We start from the raw sequence: 20,771 nt of genomic DNA, 5'->3' as shown, positions 1-20,771 counted from the left end.
CCACCCTGCCGGGAAACCCTTCCGATGACCGCGACATCTGTATCCGCCGACACCAAGGCCGAGGCGAGCGAACGCTCGCTCAATCTCTACCGCGCCGTCTGGCGCTGGCATTTCTATGCCGGCCTGCTGGTGCTGCCCTTCATGATCCTGCTCGCCGTCACCGGCGGGCTGTACCTGTTCCGCGACGAATTGGACGGCCTCTGGCACCGCGACCTCAAGCAGGTCGCCGTGCAGCAGACCGCCCCGCAGGCGCCGAGCGCCTGGATCGCGTCGGCGCTCGCTGCGCATCCCGGAACGGCGGTCAAGATAATCACACCGTCCACCTCATCGGCCTCCGCCGAGGTGGTGGTGAAGACCACCGCCGGCACCCGCCTGTCGGTCTATGTGAACCCCTATGACTCCCGCGTGCTGGGCGATCTACCCGACCGCGGCACCATCATGTGGCTGATCCGCCGCCTGCACAGCCTCGCCGAATTCGGCCCTATCGCCAATGGCATCATCGAAATCGTCGGCGGCTGGTCGATCCTGCTCGTGGCGACCGGCTTCTATCTCTGGTGGCCACGCCAGCAGACCGGCGGCGTGGTGAGCGTGCGCGGGACACCGAAGAAGCGGGTCTTCTGGCGCGACATCCACGCCGTCACCGGCGCCTTCGCCGGCCTCGCCATCGGCTTCATGTCCCTGTCCGGCATGCCCTGGTCGGTGCTGTGGGGTGCCAAGGTCAATGAATGGGCCAATTCCTCGAATTACGGCTATCCGAACGGCGTTCGCACCAACATCCCGATGTCGGACGAGCATCTGGAGCATGTGAACGGCCCCACCACCTGGTCGCTGGAGCAGGCCAAGGTGCCGGTATCCACCGCACCGCAGGGCCAACCGCTCGGCATCGACGCCGCCGCCGCCATCGTCGACACGCTCGGCGTCTCGCCCGGCTACACGCTGAGCCTGCCGACCTCGGCCACCGGCGTCTACAGCGCCTCGATCTACCCGGACGACCTGTCCAAGCAGCGTGTCGTCCATCTCGACCAGTATAGCGGCACGCCGCTGATCGATATGAGCTATGCCGATTACGGCCCGGCCGGCAAAGCCCTCGAATGGGGCATCAACATCCATCTCGGCCAGGAGTTCGGCCTCGCCAACCAGCTGTTCATGCTGGCGCTCTGCTTCGCCGTCATCCTCATGTCGGTCTCGGCCGGGGCGATGTGGTGGATGCGCCGGCCCAAGGGCGCGCTTGGCGTACCGCCGGCACCGGCGGACCGCTCGGTGATGCGCGGCCTCATCGCCATCATGGCGGTGGTGGGGCTCATCTTTCCGCTGGTGGGAGCGTCGCTGGTGGTGATGGTGGTGCTCGACCTCGCCCTCGGCTATCGCCGTGCGAAGGTGAGGACGGCCTGATCGGGTAGGCCTCAACGGGTTCCTGCTGCGCGCCTCTTCCCCTAAGCTCGGCTCATGAGGCGAGAGGCGCGCATGAAGCATCAAAAGGTCGAGGACGCGGATGAAACGGCGGCGCGCAAACCACGCGACGGGCTTTTCATCCGCGTCTATTTTGGCGATGGACGGCACATCGGTCCGGGCATGATCGACCTCCTGGAGACCATCCGCACCGAGAAGTCGATCCTCTCCGCCGCCCGCAAGATGGGCATGAGCTACCGTCGCGCCTGGCTGCTGGTGGACGAGATCGCCGGCAATTTCCGCGAGCCGGTGGTACTCACCCATCCCGGACGGCGCGGCCACGGCACCGACCTCACGCCTTTCGGCGAGCGGCTGATCGCGCTTTATCGGGACATTGAACGTCGCAGCGCGGAGGCCAACGGTCCGGCGGTGGCGGAACTGCGCGCCGCCCTCGCTCCCCTTCCCGCCCCCACGACGACGGCAAGCGACGGGTAGCGTGGAACCATTTCGCCTGCCGCGCAGTTTTCAGCGGAAAGCGGAGGCGAGATGCAGACCCTGATCATCGTCATACTCATTCTCGTGCTGCTGGCCGGTTCGGGTTTCTTCGGCCACCGCACGGGTGGCGTGCGCGGGTTGATCATCGCTCTCGTCATCGCCCTGCTGGTTCTGGCGGTCATCGGCTTCGTCAGCGACGAGTTCGCCGTCGGCCCCGGCGTCGCACCGATCATGCAGGAGCCGAACTAGAGCATTTTCGAGCGAAGTGGATTCCGGTTCGCGTGAAGAAAATGCGTCAAAACAATGAGCTAGAGCTTTTTCGATGAACCGGGGTTCACCGAAAAAGCTCTAGCTCGGCTCGCTCTCCGGCCGGCGGCTGTCCACCGCGACCGACTTCACCATGGCCCACACCGCCTGACCCGGCGCGAGGCGCAGGCGAGCCACGCTCTCGCGTGTCACCATGCTGGCGAGCCGGCTCGGACCGACACTGAGCTCGATGTCGGCATAGGGGCCCTCCTGCATCCGCACCGCTTCGATACGGGCCGACAGCAGGTTGGACACCGAAACCTCCTCTGGACGGCTGAGCGCGATGGCCACGTCGCGCGCCCGCACCCGTGCGCGCACGGCCGCCCCCACCGGGCGCCCGACCTGCGGCACCCGCAGCACGCCGCCGGGAAAGGTGAGGTCCGATAGCGCGAAGGCCTCATCGTGACGGGCCACCGTGCACTCCAGCAGCGCGCCGACATCGAAGCGCCCGATAACCGGCAATAGTTCGGGATTGGCCATGACCTCCGCCACCGGCCCGGCGGCGATCTGCCGTCCATCCGCCAGCGCCACCATGAGCGCGGCGAGCCGCACCACCTCGTCGATCGAATGACTCACATAGAGGATGGGCAACCTCACCTCGTCACGCAGCCGTTCGAGATAGGGCAGGATCTCGGCCTTGCGGGCTTCATCCAGCGCCGCGAGGGGTTCATCCATCAGCAGCAGGCGCGGTTGCGCCAGAAGGGCGCGGCCGATGGCGACGCGCTGGCGCTCGCCGCCCGAAAGCGTGTGCGGTCGGCGCTTGAGCAGATGACCAATACCCAGCAGGTCCACCACCGCCTCGAAGCGGATCGGGCGCTCCGTCGCGCGCGCGCGGCGCTCGCCATAGCGCAGATTGCTGTCCACCGAGAGATGGGGAAACAGCCGCGCATCCTGAAACACATAGCCGACCCGGCGCGCCTCGATGGGCAGGTCGATGCCGCGCGCCTGATCGAAAAAGACCTCGCCATCGACGACGATCCGTCCCGCGTCGGGGCGTACCACGCCCGCTACCGCCTGGATGATGGTGGTCTTGCCGGCCCCCGAGCGGCCGAACAGCGCGGTGACGCCCGCCGCCGGCGCGGAGAAGGCCGCTGCCAGCGAAAAGCCGCCGGGCCGGGCGAGGCGGATATCAATCTCGATCATGCGCGCCCGATCATCACCCGGATGCGCCGGTCCACCAGACCCGCCAGCAGCAGCGCGCCCAACGCGAGCACCACCGAGACGACCGTCAGCCGCAGCGCCATGGCATCGCCATCAGGCATATGGGTGGCGGAGTAGATGGCGAGCGGGATGGTTCGGGTCTGACCCTCGACGTTGGAAACGAAGGTGATGGTGGCACCGAACTCGCCCAGAGCCGAGGCGATGGCGAGCAGTGCGCCGGAAAGCACGCCCGGCAGCATCAGCGGCAGCGTCACCGAGAAGAACACGTCGAGCCTTGAAGCACCGAGCGTGCGGGCGGCGACCTCCAGCCCCCGGTCCACCGCCTCAAGCGCAAGGCGGATCGCGTTGACCGTCAGCGGAAAGCTCACCACGGCGGCGGCCACGGTGGCGCCGGCCGTGGTGAAGATCAGCTTGATGCCGAACCACGCGTCGAGATACTGGCCAATGGCGCCGCGCGCCCCCAGCGTCAGCAGCAGGAGATAGCCCACCACCACCTTTGGCAGCACCAGCGGCAGGTAGATCAGCCCGTCCAGCAGGCCCTTGCCGGGGAAATCCAGCCGCGCCAGCACCCAGGCGACCAGCACGGCGAAGGGCAGGCTCCAGAACGTGGCCCAGAAGGCCACCTCAAGGCTGAGCCGGACGGCGATCCATTCCTCGGGGGTCAGCATCCGATTCTCAAACCCTGCCTGCGCCACCTGTCGTGCGGCGCGCCTAGGCTACTTCACCACGAATCCATAGCGGGCATAGACCGCCCTAGCTTCAGTACCCACAAGGAAGTCGAAGAACGCCCTTGTCGCCGGCGTGTCCTGCCCCTTCACGATCTCGAACGGATACTCCACCGGCGGGTGGCTGTTCGCCGGGAAGGTGGCGACCACCTTCACATTCTTCGCAATGGCCGCATCGGTGGAATAGACGATGCCCGCCCGCGCCTCGCCGCGCTCGACCAAGGCCAGCGCCGCCCGCACGCTCTCGGCACCGACGATGCGCGCCTTCACCGTGTCCCACTGGCCGAGACTGGTCAGCGCCGCCTTGGCATAGATGCCAGCCGGCACGCTGTCGGTAAGGCCCGTGGCGATCCGTCCGTCGGCGCCGAGGAAGGTCAGCCAGTCGAAGCGGGCGTCGATCGTCACCGGCTTGGCCTGATCCGCCGGCATGATCAGCACGAGGCTGTTGCCGATCGGCGTAACGCGCGTCGCCTTCAGCGTGAGGTCCTTGCCTTCCGTGTAATCCATCCATTTGGTATCCGCCGAGGCGAAGATCGCCGCCGGGGCGCCGGCTTCAAGCTGCTTGGCGAGCGCGGAGGAAGCCGCGAAGGAGAAGGCGACCTCCTTGCCGGTCTTCTCCCGGTAGAGCTTGCCGATGTCCTGAAATGCATTGGTCAGGCTCGCCGCGGCGAACACCGTCGTCACCTCCTGCGCACGGGCCGAGGCGAAGGGGGCTACGGCGAACAGGGCGACGGCGACGGCAAGCGCACGACCGATCCTCCGGGGGAAAAGCGGAGCTGATGGAGCGATAGGCGACGGCATGGGCGGCTCCTGGAATGATATATCCATCGATATACATGTATCCGCTCATATACATGATAAGCCGCCATTTGCCAGCCCCCTGCGCCGGCGTGCCAGAGGCAGCGCGATCGACCGGACCGCCAGACGCACGAACGCCGACGCTCCCGGCATGATCCGGGTGCGTCGGCGTCGGTCGATGTCGGTCGGTCGGGCTTTAGTCGATCACGCCGGTATAGCGGGCGGTGTCGGAGGCGACGCGCTCGGCGGCCTCGACGAGGTCCCAAGCGGGCACATCCTCATCCTTGCCGAACACGATCGAGGGGCCACGGCTCACCACGCGGCGGCCACAGCCATCATCAACGACAGCGAATTCATAAATGTGGTGCGCCGTCCGGTGCATCACGCGGACGGTGGAAGGCGACAAGGTGACGACGGCAAAATCGGTGCTCATGCTCATCCCATCCTCCCTGGTGCTGGCCGGGTTTTCCCCGGACGTGTCTGACAGCGATATGCGCAGAGGGGAACTTTGGTCCAATCGAGGCGTTTCGACAACGGTTTTCTGATGCCGGAGGCAATTGGCGCAAGATTAGAGATAATCCAGTGTCGTCCGTACGGTTCAGAACACCCGCTCAATATTGGTTGTGCACTGCACTCGCCGACTTCGCAGCACGGCATTTCACGCGCTGAGCTGTAATTTCGAACGAGACAGGCGGGAGAAGCAAAACATGAACCGGACGACGACCATCATACTCGGCGCCATCATCCTGATTATCGCCGCCTATGCGGCGGTCCAATATTCGGGACGCATGTCGACCCAGCCGACCGAGAACCCCACGCCGCCGGCCTCAACCACGGCACCCGTCGCGCCGCCCGCGACCGATCCCGTCACCCCGCCGCCCTCGACCCCCTCGACGCCCTGAAGACTGAACCGATGAAGGGCTGAGACCTTCGCACTCTTGACCTCCGCCTAGCGGCCGCGCTCCGCCTTCATGGCGGCCAGCGCGGCCTTGGCGCGCGGCGCCTCCAGCACCTCTTCCACCGGCACGGTCAGCCGGCGCCGCCAGTTGGGGCGCTCGCGGTCGGTGCCCGGCAGGTTGACGCCCACCGTCTCCCCGCCGAGATCGTCGATCTGGGCCAGCGCCAGCACGGAGCGGGTGCGCGCCACATAGGCATGCAGCGCCACGAAGAAGGCGTCGGACAGCGGCGCGTCCGGCTCCGGCAGCGCATCGATCAGCCCTTCGCGCAGAAGCGCCGCGGCAAGCTCCGCCTTTTCCTGCGCACGGGCCTGCCGCGCCGTGGCGAGCGTTTCGTCATCCTCAAGACCAAGCGCACGCCGCTCGTCGAAATCGACACCTTCCCACCAGCCCGGCAGGGTCGGCAGGTCATGGGTGGAAATGCAGGCGGCGGCGAGCGCCGGATAATCCTGCGGCGCGATGAACTGCTCGCCCTGCCGTTCGAACCACAGCACGCGGTAGGAGAGCATGCGCTGCTCCGTCAGATGCTCGCGCATCCCATAGGGCACGGTGCCGAGATCCTCGCCCACCACGAGGCAGCGCGCCCGATGGCTTTCCAGCGCCACCTGCCCGGCCAGATCCTCGAAGGGCATGGCGAGATAGGCCCCGTCCGCCCCGCTCGCCCCTTCGGGAATGAGGAAGAGGCGGCGCAGCCCCATCACATGGTCGATCCGCAGCGCACCGGCATGGCGCATATTCGCTCTCACAAGCCGCGCGAAGGCGTCATAGCCGTCACGCTGCCAGGCCAGTGGGTCGAAGGGCGGCAGGTTCCAGTTCTGGCCTTGCGGCCCGAGCGGATCGGGCGGCGCGCCAATGGTGACGCCATGCATCAGCATCGCGGCCTCAGACCACGCCTCGGCCCCCTCCAGCGCGGTACCTACCGCCAGATCGCGATAAAAGCCGAGCGTCAGCCCCGCATTGCGGGCGCGTTGCGCGGCGCCGGCGAGCTGGCGATCGGCCACCCATTGCTGCCACAGCGCAAAACGCACCTCCCCCGCATGATCGGCCGCGAAGGCGGCGACCGCCGGATTGCCGGCGTCGGCCAGACCACCCGGCCAATCACGCCAGCTCCGTCCCGGATGCGCCGCAGCGATCGCCTGAAAGGCGGCGAAGCGTTTCAGCATCTCCCCGCCCTCGGCGAGGAACCGGGCGAAATCATCCTCGGGGCGCGCCTCGAAACGGGCGAAGGCGCCGCGCAGCGCGGCTTCCTTGGCGGCCCAGACGCCGGAATAATCCACCGCCGGCTTGGCCGCGAGCGCGGCGAAGGGCGCGATATCGCCCCCCAGCGCGGCGACATCGATGAAGATGGGATCGAGAAATCGCCGATCGGACGGCGAATAGGGGCTCGCCCGCTCGCGATCGGTATTGAACAGGGCATGCAGCGGATTGAGCCCGACCACGGCCGCGCCGTCCCGTGCCGCCCGCTCGGCGAACGCGCCCAGCGCGGTGAAATCACCGATGCCCTGATCGTCTGCGGCGCGCCGCAGCGTGTAGAGATGCGTGCCGATCCCGAACCAGCGTTCGCCCTCGGCCAGCGGCAGCGGATAATAGGAGGCCGGCGGTGCGATGGTGAGGGCGCAAGTAGCCTCGCCCAGCCGCATTTTGTGCCGCCCGACCTGCAGTTCCGGCAGGGCGATGGCGAGCGTGCGGGCGAGCCGGCCGTCCGGCCGTTCCAGCTCCGCCCGGCGCCCGTCATCGGGACGGATCGGGAAGTCCAGCGTCTCGCCGGTCTCCAGCTCGATCACGGCGTCCAGACGGCGCGTCGCATAAGCGGCCTCGCCCGCCAGTGTCAGCTCGGCCGCCTGCCCGATCTGCATCACATGCGCGAAAGGCAGGTCGCGGCCGAAACGCTGCTCTGAAATGGCCGCCAGACTGTCGGCCACCTCGCCGCCGCTCCCGGCCGGCAGCTTCAGCGCGGCGAGCAGAGCGCGCTTGCTGTCATCGGGCACGTCATGGCTGTTGCCCTCCACATCGGTCCACTCGCCGGCAATGCCGGCGGCGGAAGAGAGCCGCTCCAACAGAGCCGGATCGGGCGCCCGGCGCGGCGCCTGCGGCACGGCTTCCTCGACGACGATCAGCACCGATCGCGCCGCCAGTTCGCCGGGGCTCTCGTCGCTGCCGCGCGCCGGATCGGCGCTGTCGGCGCCAACGCGCCAGACATGACCGTCCCGTGGCCTGGGCAGGCCGAGCGGGCGGGCGCTCCAGCCGGCATTGAAGGCTACCACCACCCGGTCGGCGGCATGATCGTCATCGGCCGGCGCATAGAAGGCCGCCACCAGCGCCCGCGTGTCGGGATTGTCCCATTCCGGCCGCCCACCCTCCGGCGCGCGCCATTCCACATCGGCAATGCCGCTCGCATCGAGCGGGCGCCCGGTGAGCGGGGCTTCCAGCCGCAGCGCGCGGTGAGCCCGACGCAGCGCCACCAGCCTGGCGGTGAAGGCCGCGAGTTCGGCGTCGGCTTTGGACCAGTCGAGCCAGGCGAGTTCGTTGTCCTGCGCATAGGCGTTGTTGTTGCCGGCCTGCGAGCGCCCGCATTCATCGCCCATGGTCAGCATCGGCGTGCCGCGCGCGGTGAGCAGCGTTGCCAGCAGCGCCCGCACATCGCGCCAGCGCGCGCCCATCACGCCGGCATCGTCGGTCCAGCCCTCGACGCCGTGGTTCCAGCTGTAATTGGCGCTGGTGCCGTCGCGGTTGTCCTCGCCATTGGCCTCATTGTGCTTGCGCTCGAACGCGACGAGGTCGGCGAGCGTGAAGCCGTCATGGGCGGTGACGAAATTGATCGCGCGCGAGAGCGGGCGGCGGCGGCTGGCGAACACATCGGCCGAGCCGGCCAGCCGCGTGGCGAGCGGCCCCACCCGCCCGGCATCGCCACGCCAGAAGCGGCGCACATCGTCGCGGAACGTGTCGTTCCATTCACCCCACAGCGCCGGAAACTGCCCGACCTGATAGCCCCCCGGCCCAATATCCCAGGGCTCGGCAATAAGGGCGAGGTCACGCAGCAGCGGGTCCTGCTGCATCGCCGCCAGAAAGGGCGCGTCGGGATCGAAGCCATCCGCGCGACGACCGAGCGTGGCGGCGAGGTCGAAGCGGAAACCGTCGAGCCCGGTGCGCGCCCAGCGCCGCAGCATGTCCATGGCCAGACGCAGCACCGGCGCCCGCTCCAGCGCCAGCGTGTTGCCGGTCCCCGCATCATTGATGAGACGGGAGGGGTCCTGCTTCGCGTGACGGTAATAGGTCGCGTTGTCGAGGCCGCGCAGGCTCAAGGTGGGCCCGAATTCGTCGCTCTCGCCGGAATGGTTCAGCACCACGTCCAGCACGACCTTGATCCCGGCCTCATGCAGCGCCGAGATCGCGCGCGCCACCTCATCGAAGCCGCCGGGCGCGAGGCGCGGGTCGGGCGCGCCGAACACCATCGGATTGTAGCCCCAGTAATTACTGAGGCCGAGCGGCGGCAAATGACGCTCGTCGATCCAGGCCATGGAGGGCATCAGCTCCACGGTGGTGATGCCGAGCTTCACCAGATGATCGAGCGCCGCCGGCTCCACCAGCCCGGCGAACGTTCCGCGCAATTCGACCGGGACCGCCGGATTCTGCCGGGTGAAGCCGCGCACATGCAGCTCGTAGAACACCTCGTCACCCCACCGGAAGGGCGGGACCGCCGCGCCGGGCAGCGCATCGGGCGCGGTGACGATCGCCTTGGGCACGAAGGCCGCGCTGTCCGCCTCGTCCCGTACGGCGCCGCGGGCGCGGGCGTCGAACATCGTCTCATGCAGGGCGAAGGGCCGGTCGAGCCGGCTCGCATAGGGATCGACCAGAAGCTTGGCCGGGTTGAACCGGTGCCCGCGCTCCGGTGCCCAGGGCCCCGCCGCCCGCAGCCCGTACCGCGCGCCCGGCGCGATGCCGCCGATATGGGCGTGGAACACATCCCCGGTGCGGGTGGCGAGCCGATAGCGGGCGGTCTCCACCTCGCCGGCGGCATCGAACAGGCAGAATTCAACGCTCTCGGCATGGGCGGAAAACACCGCCACATTCACGCCGGTCTCATCCACGGTGACGCCGAGCGGCTCGGGCTGGCCGGCCGAAACGGGGCGGGCGCTCACGCGCCGCGCTCCGCCACGAGATCGCGGAACAGCGCCGCATAATCGCGCGCCGCCCGGTCCCACGAGACATCCGTGGTCATGGCGTTGCGCTGCAGCTTCTTCCACAGCTTCTGGTCCTGCCAGAGCCGATGGGTGCGCTTCAGGGCGAGTTGCAGCGCCGGCGCGGTCACCGGGGAGAACTGCACGCCATTGCCCACGCCCGCCGTGCGCGCCACCTCGTTGACGTCGATCACCGTGTCGGCCAGGCCGCCGACGCGCGCCACCACCGGCAGCGCGCCATAGCGCAGGGCGGAAAGCTGGGTCAGGCCGCAGGGCTCGAAGCGCGACGGCACGATCAGCGCATCCGCTCCCGCCTGAATGAGATGGGCTATCGGCTCGTCATAGGTGAGCCGCACGCCGATCCGGCCCGGATGGGTCGCCGCCGCGCCGGCAAAGCGCAGGGCGAGATCCGGATCGCCGGAGCCGAGCAGGGCCAGTTGCGCGCCCAGATCAAGCAGGGTGCCCAGGCTGTCGGCGAGGAGATCGAGACCCTTCTGCCAGGACAGCCGGCTGACCACGCCGAAGACCAGCGTGTCGGGGTTCGGATCCAGCCCAAAGGCCGCCTGCAACGCCGCCTTGTTGGTGTCGCGCGCCTTGATGCGCTTCAGATCGAACGGCGCGGCGATCAGCCCGTCATCGGCCGGATTCCAGGCCGCGTCATCGAGGCCGTTGAGAATGCCGTGGACCACATGGCTGCGGTCGTTCAGCAGCCCTTCGAGCCCCATGCCGCCATCGGGTTGCAGGATCTCGTCGGCATAGGTCGGGGAGACCGTGGTGATGCGGTCGGAGAGCTTCAGCGCCGCCTTGAGATAGCCGAGCGTGCCGTAATACTCGATGCCGTGGATGCTCATGGCTTCCGGCGGAAAGCCGAAGGCGGGAGCCAGCATGGCGGGGAACTTGCCCTGGAAGGCGATGTTGTGGACCGTCGCCACCGTGCCCGGCCGCCGGCTGCCGGAGTAATGCAGATAGGCCGGCGCGAGGCCTGCCTGCCAGTCATGCGCCTGCACCACGTCCGGCACGAAGGCCGGCACCAATCCGAGCCCGATGCCCGACGCCACCGCGCCAAGCGCGGCGAAACGCTGGGCATTGTCGTCCCAATCCTCGCCATCGGGCGCGACATAGGGACCGCCCGGCCGGTCATAGAGATGGGGCGCGTCGATGACGAAGAGGTCGAGCCCCGCCGCTCGCGCGGCGAGCAGCCGGCCCGGACCGCCAAACAGATGGTCGAAATAATAGACCGGCTCGGCCGACTCCAGCACCGCCATCACCGCCGGATAGCCCGGCAGCACGGTGCGCATGTCGACGCCATGCGGCGCCAGCGCCGCCGGCAACGCGCCGGCGACATCCGCGAGACCGCCAGTCTTGACCAGCGGATAGATTTCCGAGACGACCGAAAGAACCTTCAGATCCGACACGTTTTCCCCTGCCCTCGCCGGCCGCCCCCGCCAGACGCTACCTTACATACCCAGCCGGTCAATCATGGGCTGGGTGATGAGGCAGATTCCCTTGTCGGTCCGGCGGAAGCGTTTGGCATCGTGCTCCGGGTCTTCGCCCACGACGAGCCCCTCGGGAATACGCACATTGGCATCGATCACGACGTTCTTGAGCCGTGCCGACCGACCGATCTCGACATAGGGCAGCACCACGCTGTTCTCGATCGTGCCGTAGGAATTCACCCGCACACCGGTGAACAGCAGGGCGCGGCGCAGCGAGGAACCGGAGATGATGCAGCCGCCGGACACCAGCGAGGAGATGGCCTGGCCGCGCCGGCCTTCATCATCATGGACGAACTTGGCCGGCGGCGTGATCTCGCCATAGGTCCAGATCGGCCAGTCGCGGTCATAGAGGTCGAGTTCGGGGACGACGCCGGTAAGGTCGATATTGGCCTCCCAATAGGCGTCCACCGTGCCGACATCCCGCCAATAGGGCGCCGTCTCCATGTCGGAGCGCACGCAGGAGCGGGAGAAATGATGCGCCACCGCCTTGCCGTGCTTGACGATGTAAGGGATCAGGTCCTTGCCGAAATCATGCGTCGACAGCGGATCGGCGGCGTCGCGGCGCAGTTGCTCGATGAGGAACTTGGTCTCGAAGACATAGATGCCCATCGAGGCCAGCGCCTTGTCCGGCCGGCCCGGCATCGCCGGGGGGTCCTTCGGCTTCTCCAGGAAGGAGATGATGTTGTCCTTGTCGTCGACATGCATCACGCCGAACGCGCTCGCTTCCTCGCGCGGCACTTCGAGACAGCCGACCGTGACGTCGGCGCCTGCGTCGACGTGCTGCTGAAGCATGAACTCATAGTCCTGCTTGTACACGTGGTCGCCGGCCAGAATAATGATGTGGCGGGTATCATAGGCCTCGATGATGTCGAGGTTCTGGTACACGGCGTCCGCCGTGCCGAGATACCACATGGTCTCGGAGACCCGCTGGCTCGCCGGCAGCACGTCGAAGCTCTCATTGCGCTCGTGGCGAAAGAAGTTCCAGCCGCGCTGCATGTGGCGGATCAGGCTGTGCGCCTGATATTGCGTGGCGACGCCGATGCGCCGGATGCCGGAATTGAGCGCGTTCGACAGGGCGAAGTCGATGATGCGTGACTTGCCGCCAAAATAGACGGCCGGCTTGGCGCGGCGGTCGGTCAGTTCCATCAGGCGGCTCCCGCGCCCTCCGGCAAGCACATAGGCCATCGCCGTGCGGGCGAGTGGAGCGTTCTGAACCGTCGGCCTTGGCATGAAGCGTCGTCTCCCTAATGCGTCTGTGCGGTGGGGATCTTAGCGTCCGCCTCCGGCCCAGCCTGATCCGTTTCCCATTGAAGGTACAGAGTTGCCAGCGGCGGCAACGTGATTTCGGCACTTGCGGGCTGCCCATGCGCCGGAATGTTGCCGGCGTGGACCATCCCGCAGTTACCAACGCCTGAACCGCCATAGGTTTCAGCGTCCGTGTTCAGTATTTCGCGCCAGCGGCCGGTTTTCGGCAGGCCGAGGCGATAAGGCCCGCGCGGCACCGGGGTGAAGTTGGACACCATCACCACCGGGGCATCACCCTCCTCGCCCAGCCGCAGCCAGGCGAAGACCGATTGCGCGGCGTCGTCGACCACGATCCACCGGAAACCCTCCGGCTCGCAGTCGCGCGCATGGAGGGCGGGCGTCTCGCGGTAGATGTGATTGAGGTCGCGCACCAGAAGCTGCGTGCCGCGATGATGCGGCCCCATCACCATCAGATGCCAGTCGAGCGAGCGTTCCTCGCTCCATTCGCGCCGCTGGGCGAACTCCTGCCCCATGAACAGGAGCTTCTTGCCGGGATAGGCCCACATCAGCCCGTAATAGGCGCGCACGGTGGCGAAACGCTGCCAGTCGTCGCCCTGGGTGCGGCCGAGGATCGTGCCCTTTCCATGCACCACTTCGTCATGCGAGAGCGGCAGCACGAAATTCTCGGAGAAGGCATAGACGAAGCCGAAGGTGATCTTGTCGTGATGCCAGGGCCGGTAGGCGGGATCGAGCGCCATATAGTCCAGCGTGTCGTGCATCCAGCCCATGTTCCATTTGAAACCGAAGCCGAGGCCGCCGGCATAGACCGGCTGCGAGACGCCGGCCCAGGAGGTCGACTCCTCCGCGATCACCACTGTGCCGGGATGCTCGGCATAAATGGTCTCATTCGCCCGGCGCAGGAAGGAGACGGCGTCCTTGTTGTCGTTGGAGCCGTCCGGGTTGGGCGACCACTCGCCGTCCTTGCGCGAATAATTCAGGTAGAGCATCGAAGCCACCGCATCCACGCGCAGCCCGTCGATGTGGAAACGGTCGAGCCAGTACAGCGCGTTGGCGATCAGCATATTGGCGACTTCACGCCGGCCGAAGTCGTAGATCGCCGTATTCCAGTCGGGATGGAAACCGCGCCGCGGGTCGGCATGCTCATAGAGCGGCCCGCCGTCGAAATGGGCGAGGCCGTGAATGTCGGTCGGGAAATGCGCCGGCACCCAGTCGAGAATGACCGACAGCCCCGCCTGATGCGCCCGGTCAACGAAGCGGGCGAAGCCGGCGGGGTCACCGAAACGGCTGGTCGGCGCGAACAGGCCGATCGGCTGATAACCCCAGGACGCGTCGAGCGGGTGCTCGGAGACCGGCAGCAGCTCGATATGGGTGAAGCCCATCCATGCGGCGTAATCGACGAGTTGGTCGGCCAGTTCGTCATAGGTCAGCCAGCGGTCGCCCTCACCGCGCCGCCAGGAGCCCAGATGCACCTCATAGGTCGACATCGGCTTGGCCTTCGCGGCGCCCTGCGCGCGGGCGGCGATATGGGCCGCGTCATGCCATTCGAAATTGTCGGTGCGGGCGACGATGGACCCGGTATTGGGACGCAGCTCGCCGCGGAAGCCGAACGGGTCCGCCTTCAGCGGCAGCAGGCGCCCATCGGCGGACACGATCTCATATTTGTAGATGGTTCCCTCGCCGACGCCCGGCGCGAACAGCTCCCACAGCCCGCTATCGACGCGCTTGCGCATCTGGTGGCGGCGCCCGTCCCACTGGTTGAAGTCGCCGACGACGGATACCCGCGAGGCATTGGGCGCCCAGACGGCGAAGCACACGCCCTCCACCCCCTCATGCGTGGTCGGATGCGCGCCGAGCCGCTCATACAGCGCGCGATGCGTGCCCTCGACCAGCAGGTGATCGTCCAGCGGCCCCAGCACGGGCCCGAAGCTGTAGGGATCGTCGAGCAGCCATTCGCCACCGTCATTGCGTGCGCGCAGGCGATAGCGCGCCCAGGCGGGACGGTCGGTCACCAGCCCCTCGAAGAAACCGGCGGGATGGCGGGACGTCAGCGAAAGGAAGCGTGTGCCATCGGCATTGATGGCGTCCAGCGCCTCGGCATCCGCAACGAAAGCACGGATGACAAGGCCATCCGGGGTCTCGTGCGGACCGAGAACGGCAAAGGGATCGTGATGGCGGCCGGCGACGAGAGCGTCGATTTCCTCGTCAGGGGCCTGCCACGCAAACATCGTCACCCAATTCTCCTGCGCCGGATTCGCACCATCAAGACCCGACCGCCATGAAGGTTCCTTTACCGCAGCATGAAAGTCCACAATCCGTTACGTGATACCCGCGCAGAAGGTTACTGCCGGCGCGGCAGGCCCAAAGCAAACGACCGCCCGGCGGGTGCCGGACGGTCGTTGCCTGATCGTCTCACGTCTCAGGACGACGTTTAGCGAACGTTGCGCACCGGCACGTTCCAGATGTCGTGGGCATATTCGGAGATCGTGCGGTCGGAGGAGAACCAGCCCATATTCGCCGTGTTGATGGCGCTGGAAGTCCACCAAGCCGGCTTGTTGTTCCAGCGTTCGTCGACCTTGCGCTGGGCATCCCAATAGGCATCGAAGTCCGATGTCACCAGGAAATAGTCGTGGTGGCGCAGGGCGTCGACCAGAGGCTTGAAGCGGTCGGGCTCATCCGGCGAGAACACACCGGACTCCACCGCGTCGAGCACCTCGCCCAGATGCGCCGACTTCTGGATCGCGTTGTATTCGTCGACGCCGGTGCGGCGGCGCTCATCCACTTCCTCGGCGGTCAGGCCGAAGATGAAGATGTGGTCGTCGCCGACATGGTCCTTGATCTCGACATTGGCGCCGTCGAGCGTGCCGATGGTGAGCGCGCCGTTGAGCGCCATCTTCATGTTGCCGGTGCCCGAGGCTTCCATGCCCGCCGTGGAAATCTGCTCGGACAGATCCGCTGCCGGGATGATGCTTTCGGCCAGACTCACATTGTAGTTCGGCAGGAACACGACCTTGAGCAGATCGCGCACGGTCGGATCGTCATTCACCACGCGGGCGACATCATTGGCCAGCTTGATGATGAGCTTGGCCATATGGTAGCTGGCCGCCGCCTTGCCGGAGAAGATCTTCACCCGCGGCGCCCAGTTTCGCGCCGGGTTGGCGCGCATCGCGTCATAGAGCGCGATGGTCTCCAGCACGTTGAGCAGCTGGCGCTTATATTCGTGGATGCGCTTGATCTGCACGTCGAACAGCGCGCCCGGATTGACCTTGATGTCCAGCCGGTCGCGGATGATGCGGGCCAGCGCGACCTTGTTCTGCCGGCGCACGGTGGCGAGCCGGTCGTGCAGCGAGCTGTCGCCGGCCACCGCGATGAGCTTCTTCAGCTCCGCCGGATCGTCCAGCACGGCGGGACCGCACACATCGACCAGCAGATTGGTGAGGCCCGGATTGGCCTGATAGAGCCAGCGGCGGAAGGTGATGCCGTTGGTCTTGTTGTTCATCCGCTCCGGGAACAGCCGGTAGAAGTCCTTGAACACCGTCGTCTTCATCAGCTCGCTGTGCAGCGCCGCGACGCCGTTGATCGAGTGCGAGCCGAGGAAGGCAAGATTGCCCATGCGCACCCGGCGACCGTGATCTTCCTGGATCAGCGAGACCGAGGAGAGGAGTGCGTCGTCACCGGGGAACTCGGTGCGCACCTTCTCCAGATGCTTGGCGTTGAGCTGATAGATGATCTGCATGTGGCGCGGCAGCACCCGCTCCATCAGCGGCACCGGCCAGGTCTCCAGCGCCTCCGGCAGGAGCGTGTGGTTGGTGTAGGAGATGGTCCGGTTGGTGATGTCGAAGGCTTCGTCCCAGGCGATGTCGTGCTCGTCCACGAGCACGCGCATCAGCTCGGCCACCGCGATCGCCGGATGGGTGTCATTGAGCTGGATCGAGACCTTGTCGGGCAGCGAGCGCACATCGCCGAAGCTGTCGACATGGCGGCGGATGAGGTCGTGCAGCGAGGCGGCGGTGAAGAAATATTCCTGCCGCAGGCGCAGTTCCTGGCCCGCCGGCGTGGCGTCGCTCGGGTAGAGAACCTTGGAAATCGCCTCGGCCTTCACCTGATTCACCAGCGCGCCGACATGGTCGCCCTGGTTGAAGGCGTCGAGCCGCAGCGGATCGGCCGCGCGCGCCGACCACAGGCGCAGCGTGTTCACATGCCGGCCGCGCCAGCCGACGATGGGCGTGTCATAGGCCACCGCCTCGACCGTCTCGGCCGGGTGCCAGACCTGCTTCTTGCGGTCATTGCCGACCGCCACCGCCTCGACCGAGCCGCCGAAACCGATGTCGTAATAGACCTCGGGACGCTCGAATTCCCACGGATTGCCGAAGGACAGCCAGTCCTCGGGATATTCCTGCTGCCAGCCATTCTTGATCCTCTGGCGGAACAGGCCGTTCTCGTAGCGGATGCCGTAGCCATAGGCAGCGATGGAGAGCGTCGCCATGCTGTCCATGAAGCAGGCGGCGAGGCGCCCGAGGCCACCATTGCCGAGCGCCGCGTCGGGCTCCACCTGCCGCAGCCGGTCGAGATCGACGCCGAGATCGCCGAGCGCCGCACGCACCGTGTCGAGCAGTTCGAGATTGGTCAGCGCGTCGAACAGGAGACGGCCGATGAGGAATTCCAGCGAGAGGTAATAGACCCGCTTGCGGCCTTCCGAATAGGTCTGCCGGGTCGAGGTGATCCAGCGATCGACGATGCGGTCGCGCGTGGCGAAGGCGGTCGCGAGGAACCAGTCACGGTCGCTCGCGGCAGCCGGATTCTTGCCCACCGCATAGGTGAGCTTGGAGATCACCGCAGCGCGGAATTTGGCAACATCGTCGCTCTCGGCGGGTGCCGACGGGCGGACGGGGGTCTCCGGCTTGTCCAGCATCTTCTCTTCAGCCTCGACAGACATCCAGCTTCTGCTCCCATTGCGGCATTCCGCGCCCGGCTGAGCCAGCACGCGGGGCCGTCCGTCTTCATGCAACCTTTTGGCCAACTCAACCCGCGCGGTTACCGCGCCGGAAAGCCGCCAGAGCGACAACGACCCATCCAAGGATCAGCATAGTCCCGCCGGTTGGGGCGGCCATAGGAAAAATCACGATATTCCAGAGTGATCGCAGGGCGAGCGTGCCGCCGAACAGCAGCGCGCCGAACCCCACCAGCCCGGCCCCGGCATCGGCGATGGAGAAAGCCGGGCCCTGCGCGGTCGCCAGAGCCGCAACGGCGATGGCGCCGGCCGCGCCCAGCATCAGGAAATAGGCCGCCGTCGTCAGATTGGGGTCCGGGTTCATATGCGCCCCGGCCGCCGCCGCGGCGACGCCCGCCCCGCCCATGAGGCCGGCAATCAGCACAATCAGGCGGCGAAACAGGTTCATCTCTACTCCATGGCGATGACGTGGAAGAAAGTTCCCGAGACCTGCCCGCGTCGACTGCCGGCCGGCCCCAGCGACTTGCCCTGTCCATCGCCCAGATCGACCAGCGGCGTATCCTCGCCGCGCTGTGTGACGGTGGCATAATGGAACTCATGCCCGCGCAGTCTTGTCCCCAGCGGCCCGAGAATACCGGCCTCGCGCATCACCACGCGGCGATAGCCCAGGTTAAGCTGCCGCCGGGCAAAACTCGTCCCATGCCCCAGAAGGCCGAGCATGGGATGCACGACGCCCTGCGCATCCTCCAGGGTCTCCCCCAGTACCATATAGCCGCCGCACTCGCCATGGACCGGGCGGGTGACGGCAAATCGGCGAACGCCCTCAAGGAAATGCGTGGCGCCAGCGAGCCGCCCGGCATGGAGTTCCGGGTAGCCGCCCGGCAGCCAGCAGGCATCGCAGGCCTCATCAGGTGCCTCGTCGGCCAGCGGCGAGAACGGGATGATCTGCGCACCCGCCCGGCGCCAGCCGGCGACGAGATGTTCATAGGCGAAGGAAAACGCCACATCCCGCGCCAGCGCGATGCGCTGTCCGGGCGGCGGCACCGGCACGCCCGCCCCGTCCCCGGCCGGGATCGAGGCGCCGAGGCCGGCCAGCGCGTCGAGATCGAGATGGGCCGCCGCGAGATCGCCCAGCCGGTCGAGATGGGCGGCGAGGCCCGCATGTTCCTGCGCCTGCACGAGGCCGAGATGGCGCTCAGGCAGGCTCATTGCCGCATCGCGCGGCAGCGCGCCGAACACCGTCATGCCCAGCGCCGCGATGGCTTCGCTGGCCTGCAGGCGGTGGCGCTCGCTCGCCACCTTGTTGAGGATCACACCGGCGATGCGCACCTGCGGGTCATGCGTGGCAAAGCCCCGCACCACCGCCGCGGCCGATTGCGACTGGCCGGAAATGTCCAGCACCAGCACCACGGGCAGGCCCAGCGCGGCGGCAAGATCGGCGGCGGCCCCGGTCCGGCCCGGCTCGCCCATGATGCCGTCGAACAGGCCCATCGACGCCTCGATGATGACGAGGTCGGCCTCCTGCGCCGCCTCGCCCGCGAGTGCCCGCACCAGCTCCGGCGCCATGGCGAAACTGTCGAGATTGAGCCCCGGCGCCCCGCAGGCGGCGGCGTGAAAGGCGGGGTCGATATAGTCCGGCCCGGATTTCACCCCCCGCACCCGCAGCCCCCTGCGGGCCAGCGCGGTGAGCAGGCCGAGCGTCACCGTGGTCTTGCCCGAGCCCGAGCGCGGCGCGGCGAGGATGAAGCCCCGCGCGGTCACGAACGGCCCTCGGTTTCAGCATCCTTCGAGGCTCGCTTCGCTCGCACCTCAGGATGACGGCGTTCGCACAGAACCACGTCATCCTGAGGTGCTCGGGCATCGCCCGAGCCTCGAAGGATGTACTTCTGACACCCGCTCATTCCCGCCCCCGAAAGCGACGCTGATAGGTGGCGTCATAGAGCGCGCTCTCGCGAAAATCTGACGTCGCCAGCGCCCGGCCGACCAGGATCAGCGCGGTGCGCTCCACCGGCTGGGCCGCCACCTTGGCGACGATGTCGCCGAGCGTGCCCTCGATCACCCGCTCGGTCGGGCGCGTGGCTTCCACCACCACCGCGACCGGACAGTCCGCCCCATAGAGTGGCCCCAGTTCCGCCGCCACCGTCTCCAGCGCGTGGATGGCAAGATGGATGGCCAGCGTCGCCCCGGTGGCACCGAACGCCGCGAGCGTCTCGCCCGCCGGCATGGCCGAGGCACGGCCCGACACCCGCGTGATGACAAGGCTCTGCGCCACGCCCGGCACGGTCAGCTCGCGCCCCAGCACCGCACTCGCCGCAGCGAAAGCGGGCACGCCGGGGGTCAGCGTATAGGCGATGCCGCGCCGCTCCAGCCGGCGGACCTGCTCGGCCACCGCCGAATAGATCGACAGATCGCCCGATTGCAGCCGCGCCACATCCTGCCCGGCCTGATGGGCCGCCACGAACTCCGACTCGATCTCGTCCAGCGACAGCGGCGCCGTATCGACGATGCGCGCCCCCGGCGGGCACCAGCCGAGCACTTCCGGCGGCACGATGGAGCCGGCATAGAGGCAGACCGGGCAGCGGGCGATCAGGTCGCGCCCGCGCAGCGTCATCAGATCCGCCGCGCCGGGACCGGCGCCGATGAAGTGCACGGTCACGTTGGCTCCATCCCCTTCTCCGCCTCCCGCGCCAGCGCGCATGTGACGGGCCCCAACACGAAGCGCGGCCCGATCAGCGTCGAGCGCCGGCCGGCCACCGCCAGCGCGGAGGCTTCCGCCACCGAGGGCACGCCCATCAGCGCCACCACGCGTTCGGAATGGGTCAGCACGCGCTTGCCGGCGGCCTCCAGCTGCGATTGCGGCACCATCACCAGCAGCAGACCCATGTCGAGCGCCGCCTTCATGATGCCGGCCTCGCTGCCCTTCAGCGCCGGTGTCGCCATCAGCGAGATGTCGCACAGCTTGACCTCGTGGCGCTCCATGGCGCCGCGCACCGCCGCGCAGACTTCCTCCGCCGTCACGCCGCGACGGCTGCCGACGCCAGCCACGATCATGG

General features: G+C 67.5%; 17 protein-coding genes. 4 read left to right on the top strand and 13 right to left on the bottom strand.

Annotation, left to right across the window (positions count from 1 at the left end; translation table 11 throughout):
* Positions 1-24 precede the first annotated feature (24 nt).
* The 3 genes from KIP89_RS15460 to KIP89_RS15450 all read left to right on the top strand — a co-directional run bounded on the left by KIP89_RS15460 (position 25) and on the right by KIP89_RS15450 (position 2,133).
* Positions 25-1,392 carry a PepSY-associated TM helix domain-containing protein gene (locus KIP89_RS15460; RefSeq protein WP_213756476.1) on the top strand — a complete coding sequence of 456 codons (1,368 nt, stop codon included), beginning with the start codon at positions 25-27 and terminating at the stop codon, positions 1,390-1,392.
* A gap of 72 nt (positions 1,393-1,464) precedes the next feature.
* Positions 1,465-1,884 carry a winged helix-turn-helix domain-containing protein gene (locus KIP89_RS15455; RefSeq protein ID WP_213756475.1) on the top strand — a complete coding sequence of 140 codons (420 nt, stop codon included), beginning with the start codon at positions 1,465-1,467 and terminating at the stop codon, positions 1,882-1,884.
* A 51-nt stretch (positions 1,885-1,935) separates the two neighbouring features.
* A complete protein-coding gene (locus KIP89_RS15450) occupies positions 1,936-2,133 on the top strand; it encodes a hypothetical protein (RefSeq protein WP_213756474.1) in 198 nt (65 codons plus the stop codon).
* Positions 2,134-2,232: 99 nt separating this feature from the next.
* On the opposite strand, the gene modC is transcribed toward KIP89_RS15450, so the two are convergent.
* From modC to KIP89_RS15430, 4 genes are all read right to left on the bottom strand, one after another.
* The gene (gene modC / locus KIP89_RS15445; protein WP_213756473.1) at positions 2,233-3,333 is read right to left on the bottom strand and encodes a molybdenum ABC transporter ATP-binding protein; all 1,101 of its coding nucleotides are present in this window, start codon (positions 3,331-3,333) and stop codon (positions 2,233-2,235) included.
* The gene (gene modB, locus KIP89_RS15440; protein ID WP_213756472.1) at positions 3,330-4,019 is read right to left on the bottom strand and encodes a molybdate ABC transporter permease subunit; all 690 of its coding nucleotides are present in this window, start codon (positions 4,017-4,019) and stop codon (positions 3,330-3,332) included. Before modB ends, modC begins: the two co-directional genes overlap by 4 nt.
* A gap of 48 nt (positions 4,020-4,067) precedes the next feature.
* On the bottom strand, positions 4,068-4,877 hold the full coding sequence (gene modA, locus KIP89_RS15435; protein ID WP_213756471.1) for a molybdate ABC transporter substrate-binding protein: 810 nt from the start codon (positions 4,875-4,877) through the stop codon (positions 4,068-4,070).
* Between the two features lie 193 nt (positions 4,878-5,070).
* Entirely contained in the window at positions 5,071-5,313 is a 243-nt protein-coding gene (locus KIP89_RS15430; protein ID WP_250152539.1) for a hypothetical protein, read from the bottom strand.
* 268 nt (positions 5,314-5,581) lie between these two features.
* Here KIP89_RS15430 and KIP89_RS15425 point away from each other — a divergent pair, with 268 nt between their 5' ends.
* On the top strand, positions 5,582-5,776 hold the full coding sequence (locus KIP89_RS15425) for a hypothetical protein (protein WP_213756470.1): 195 nt from the start codon (positions 5,582-5,584) through the stop codon (positions 5,774-5,776).
* Between the two features lie 47 nt (positions 5,777-5,823).
* On the opposite strand, the gene glgX is transcribed toward KIP89_RS15425, so the two are convergent.
* From glgX to KIP89_RS15380, 9 genes are all read right to left on the bottom strand, one after another.
* A complete protein-coding gene (gene glgX / locus KIP89_RS15420) occupies positions 5,824-9,969 on the bottom strand; it encodes a glycogen debranching protein GlgX (protein ID WP_213756469.1) in 4,146 nt (1,381 codons plus the stop codon).
* Complete coding sequence (gene glgA, locus KIP89_RS15415) at positions 9,966-11,423, bottom strand: glycogen synthase GlgA (protein ID WP_213756468.1); 1,458 nt, start codon at positions 11,421-11,423, stop codon at positions 9,966-9,968. The genes glgX and glgA overlap by 4 nt, the downstream gene beginning before the upstream one ends.
* Before the next feature lie 42 nt (positions 11,424-11,465).
* Positions 11,466-12,734, bottom strand: coding sequence for a glucose-1-phosphate adenylyltransferase (glgC, locus tag KIP89_RS15410; RefSeq protein ID WP_213756467.1), 1,269 nt, complete (start codon positions 12,732-12,734; stop codon positions 11,466-11,468).
* Positions 12,735-12,748: 14 nt separating this feature from the next.
* A complete protein-coding gene (glgB, locus tag KIP89_RS15405) occupies positions 12,749-14,995 on the bottom strand; it encodes a 1,4-alpha-glucan branching protein GlgB (RefSeq protein ID WP_213756620.1) in 2,247 nt (748 codons plus the stop codon).
* 203 nt (positions 14,996-15,198) lie between these two features.
* Positions 15,199-17,703 (bottom strand): glycogen/starch/alpha-glucan phosphorylase, encoded by a 2,505-nt coding sequence (locus KIP89_RS15400; protein ID WP_213756466.1) that lies wholly within the window; start codon positions 17,701-17,703, stop codon positions 15,199-15,201.
* A gap of 85 nt (positions 17,704-17,788) precedes the next feature.
* Positions 17,789-18,166 carry a DUF423 domain-containing protein gene (locus KIP89_RS15395; RefSeq protein WP_213756465.1) on the bottom strand — a complete coding sequence of 126 codons (378 nt, stop codon included), beginning with the start codon at positions 18,164-18,166 and terminating at the stop codon, positions 17,789-17,791.
* Between the two features lie 2 nt (positions 18,167-18,168).
* Positions 18,169-19,479 carry a cobyrinic acid a,c-diamide synthase CobB gene (locus KIP89_RS15390; RefSeq protein ID WP_213756464.1) on the bottom strand — a complete coding sequence of 437 codons (1,311 nt, stop codon included), beginning with the start codon at positions 19,477-19,479 and terminating at the stop codon, positions 18,169-18,171.
* Between the two features lie 136 nt (positions 19,480-19,615).
* Positions 19,616-20,374, bottom strand: coding sequence for a precorrin-4 C(11)-methyltransferase (cobM, locus tag KIP89_RS15385; protein WP_213756463.1), 759 nt, complete (start codon positions 20,372-20,374; stop codon positions 19,616-19,618).
* Positions 20,371-20,769 (bottom strand): cobalamin biosynthesis protein, encoded by a 399-nt coding sequence (locus KIP89_RS15380; protein ID WP_213756462.1) that lies wholly within the window; start codon positions 20,767-20,769, stop codon positions 20,371-20,373. The genes cobM and KIP89_RS15380 overlap by 4 nt, the downstream gene beginning before the upstream one ends.
* Between the last annotated feature and the right edge of the window lie 2 nt (positions 20,770-20,771).

Source organism: Ancylobacter radicis (assembly GCF_018449475.1).
In the GTDB taxonomy this organism is placed as follows: domain Bacteria; phylum Pseudomonadota; class Alphaproteobacteria; order Rhizobiales; family Xanthobacteraceae; genus Ancylobacter; species Ancylobacter radicis.
Note: the sequence above shows the minus strand (reverse complement) of the source record. Positions and strands in the feature narration are given on the sequence as shown.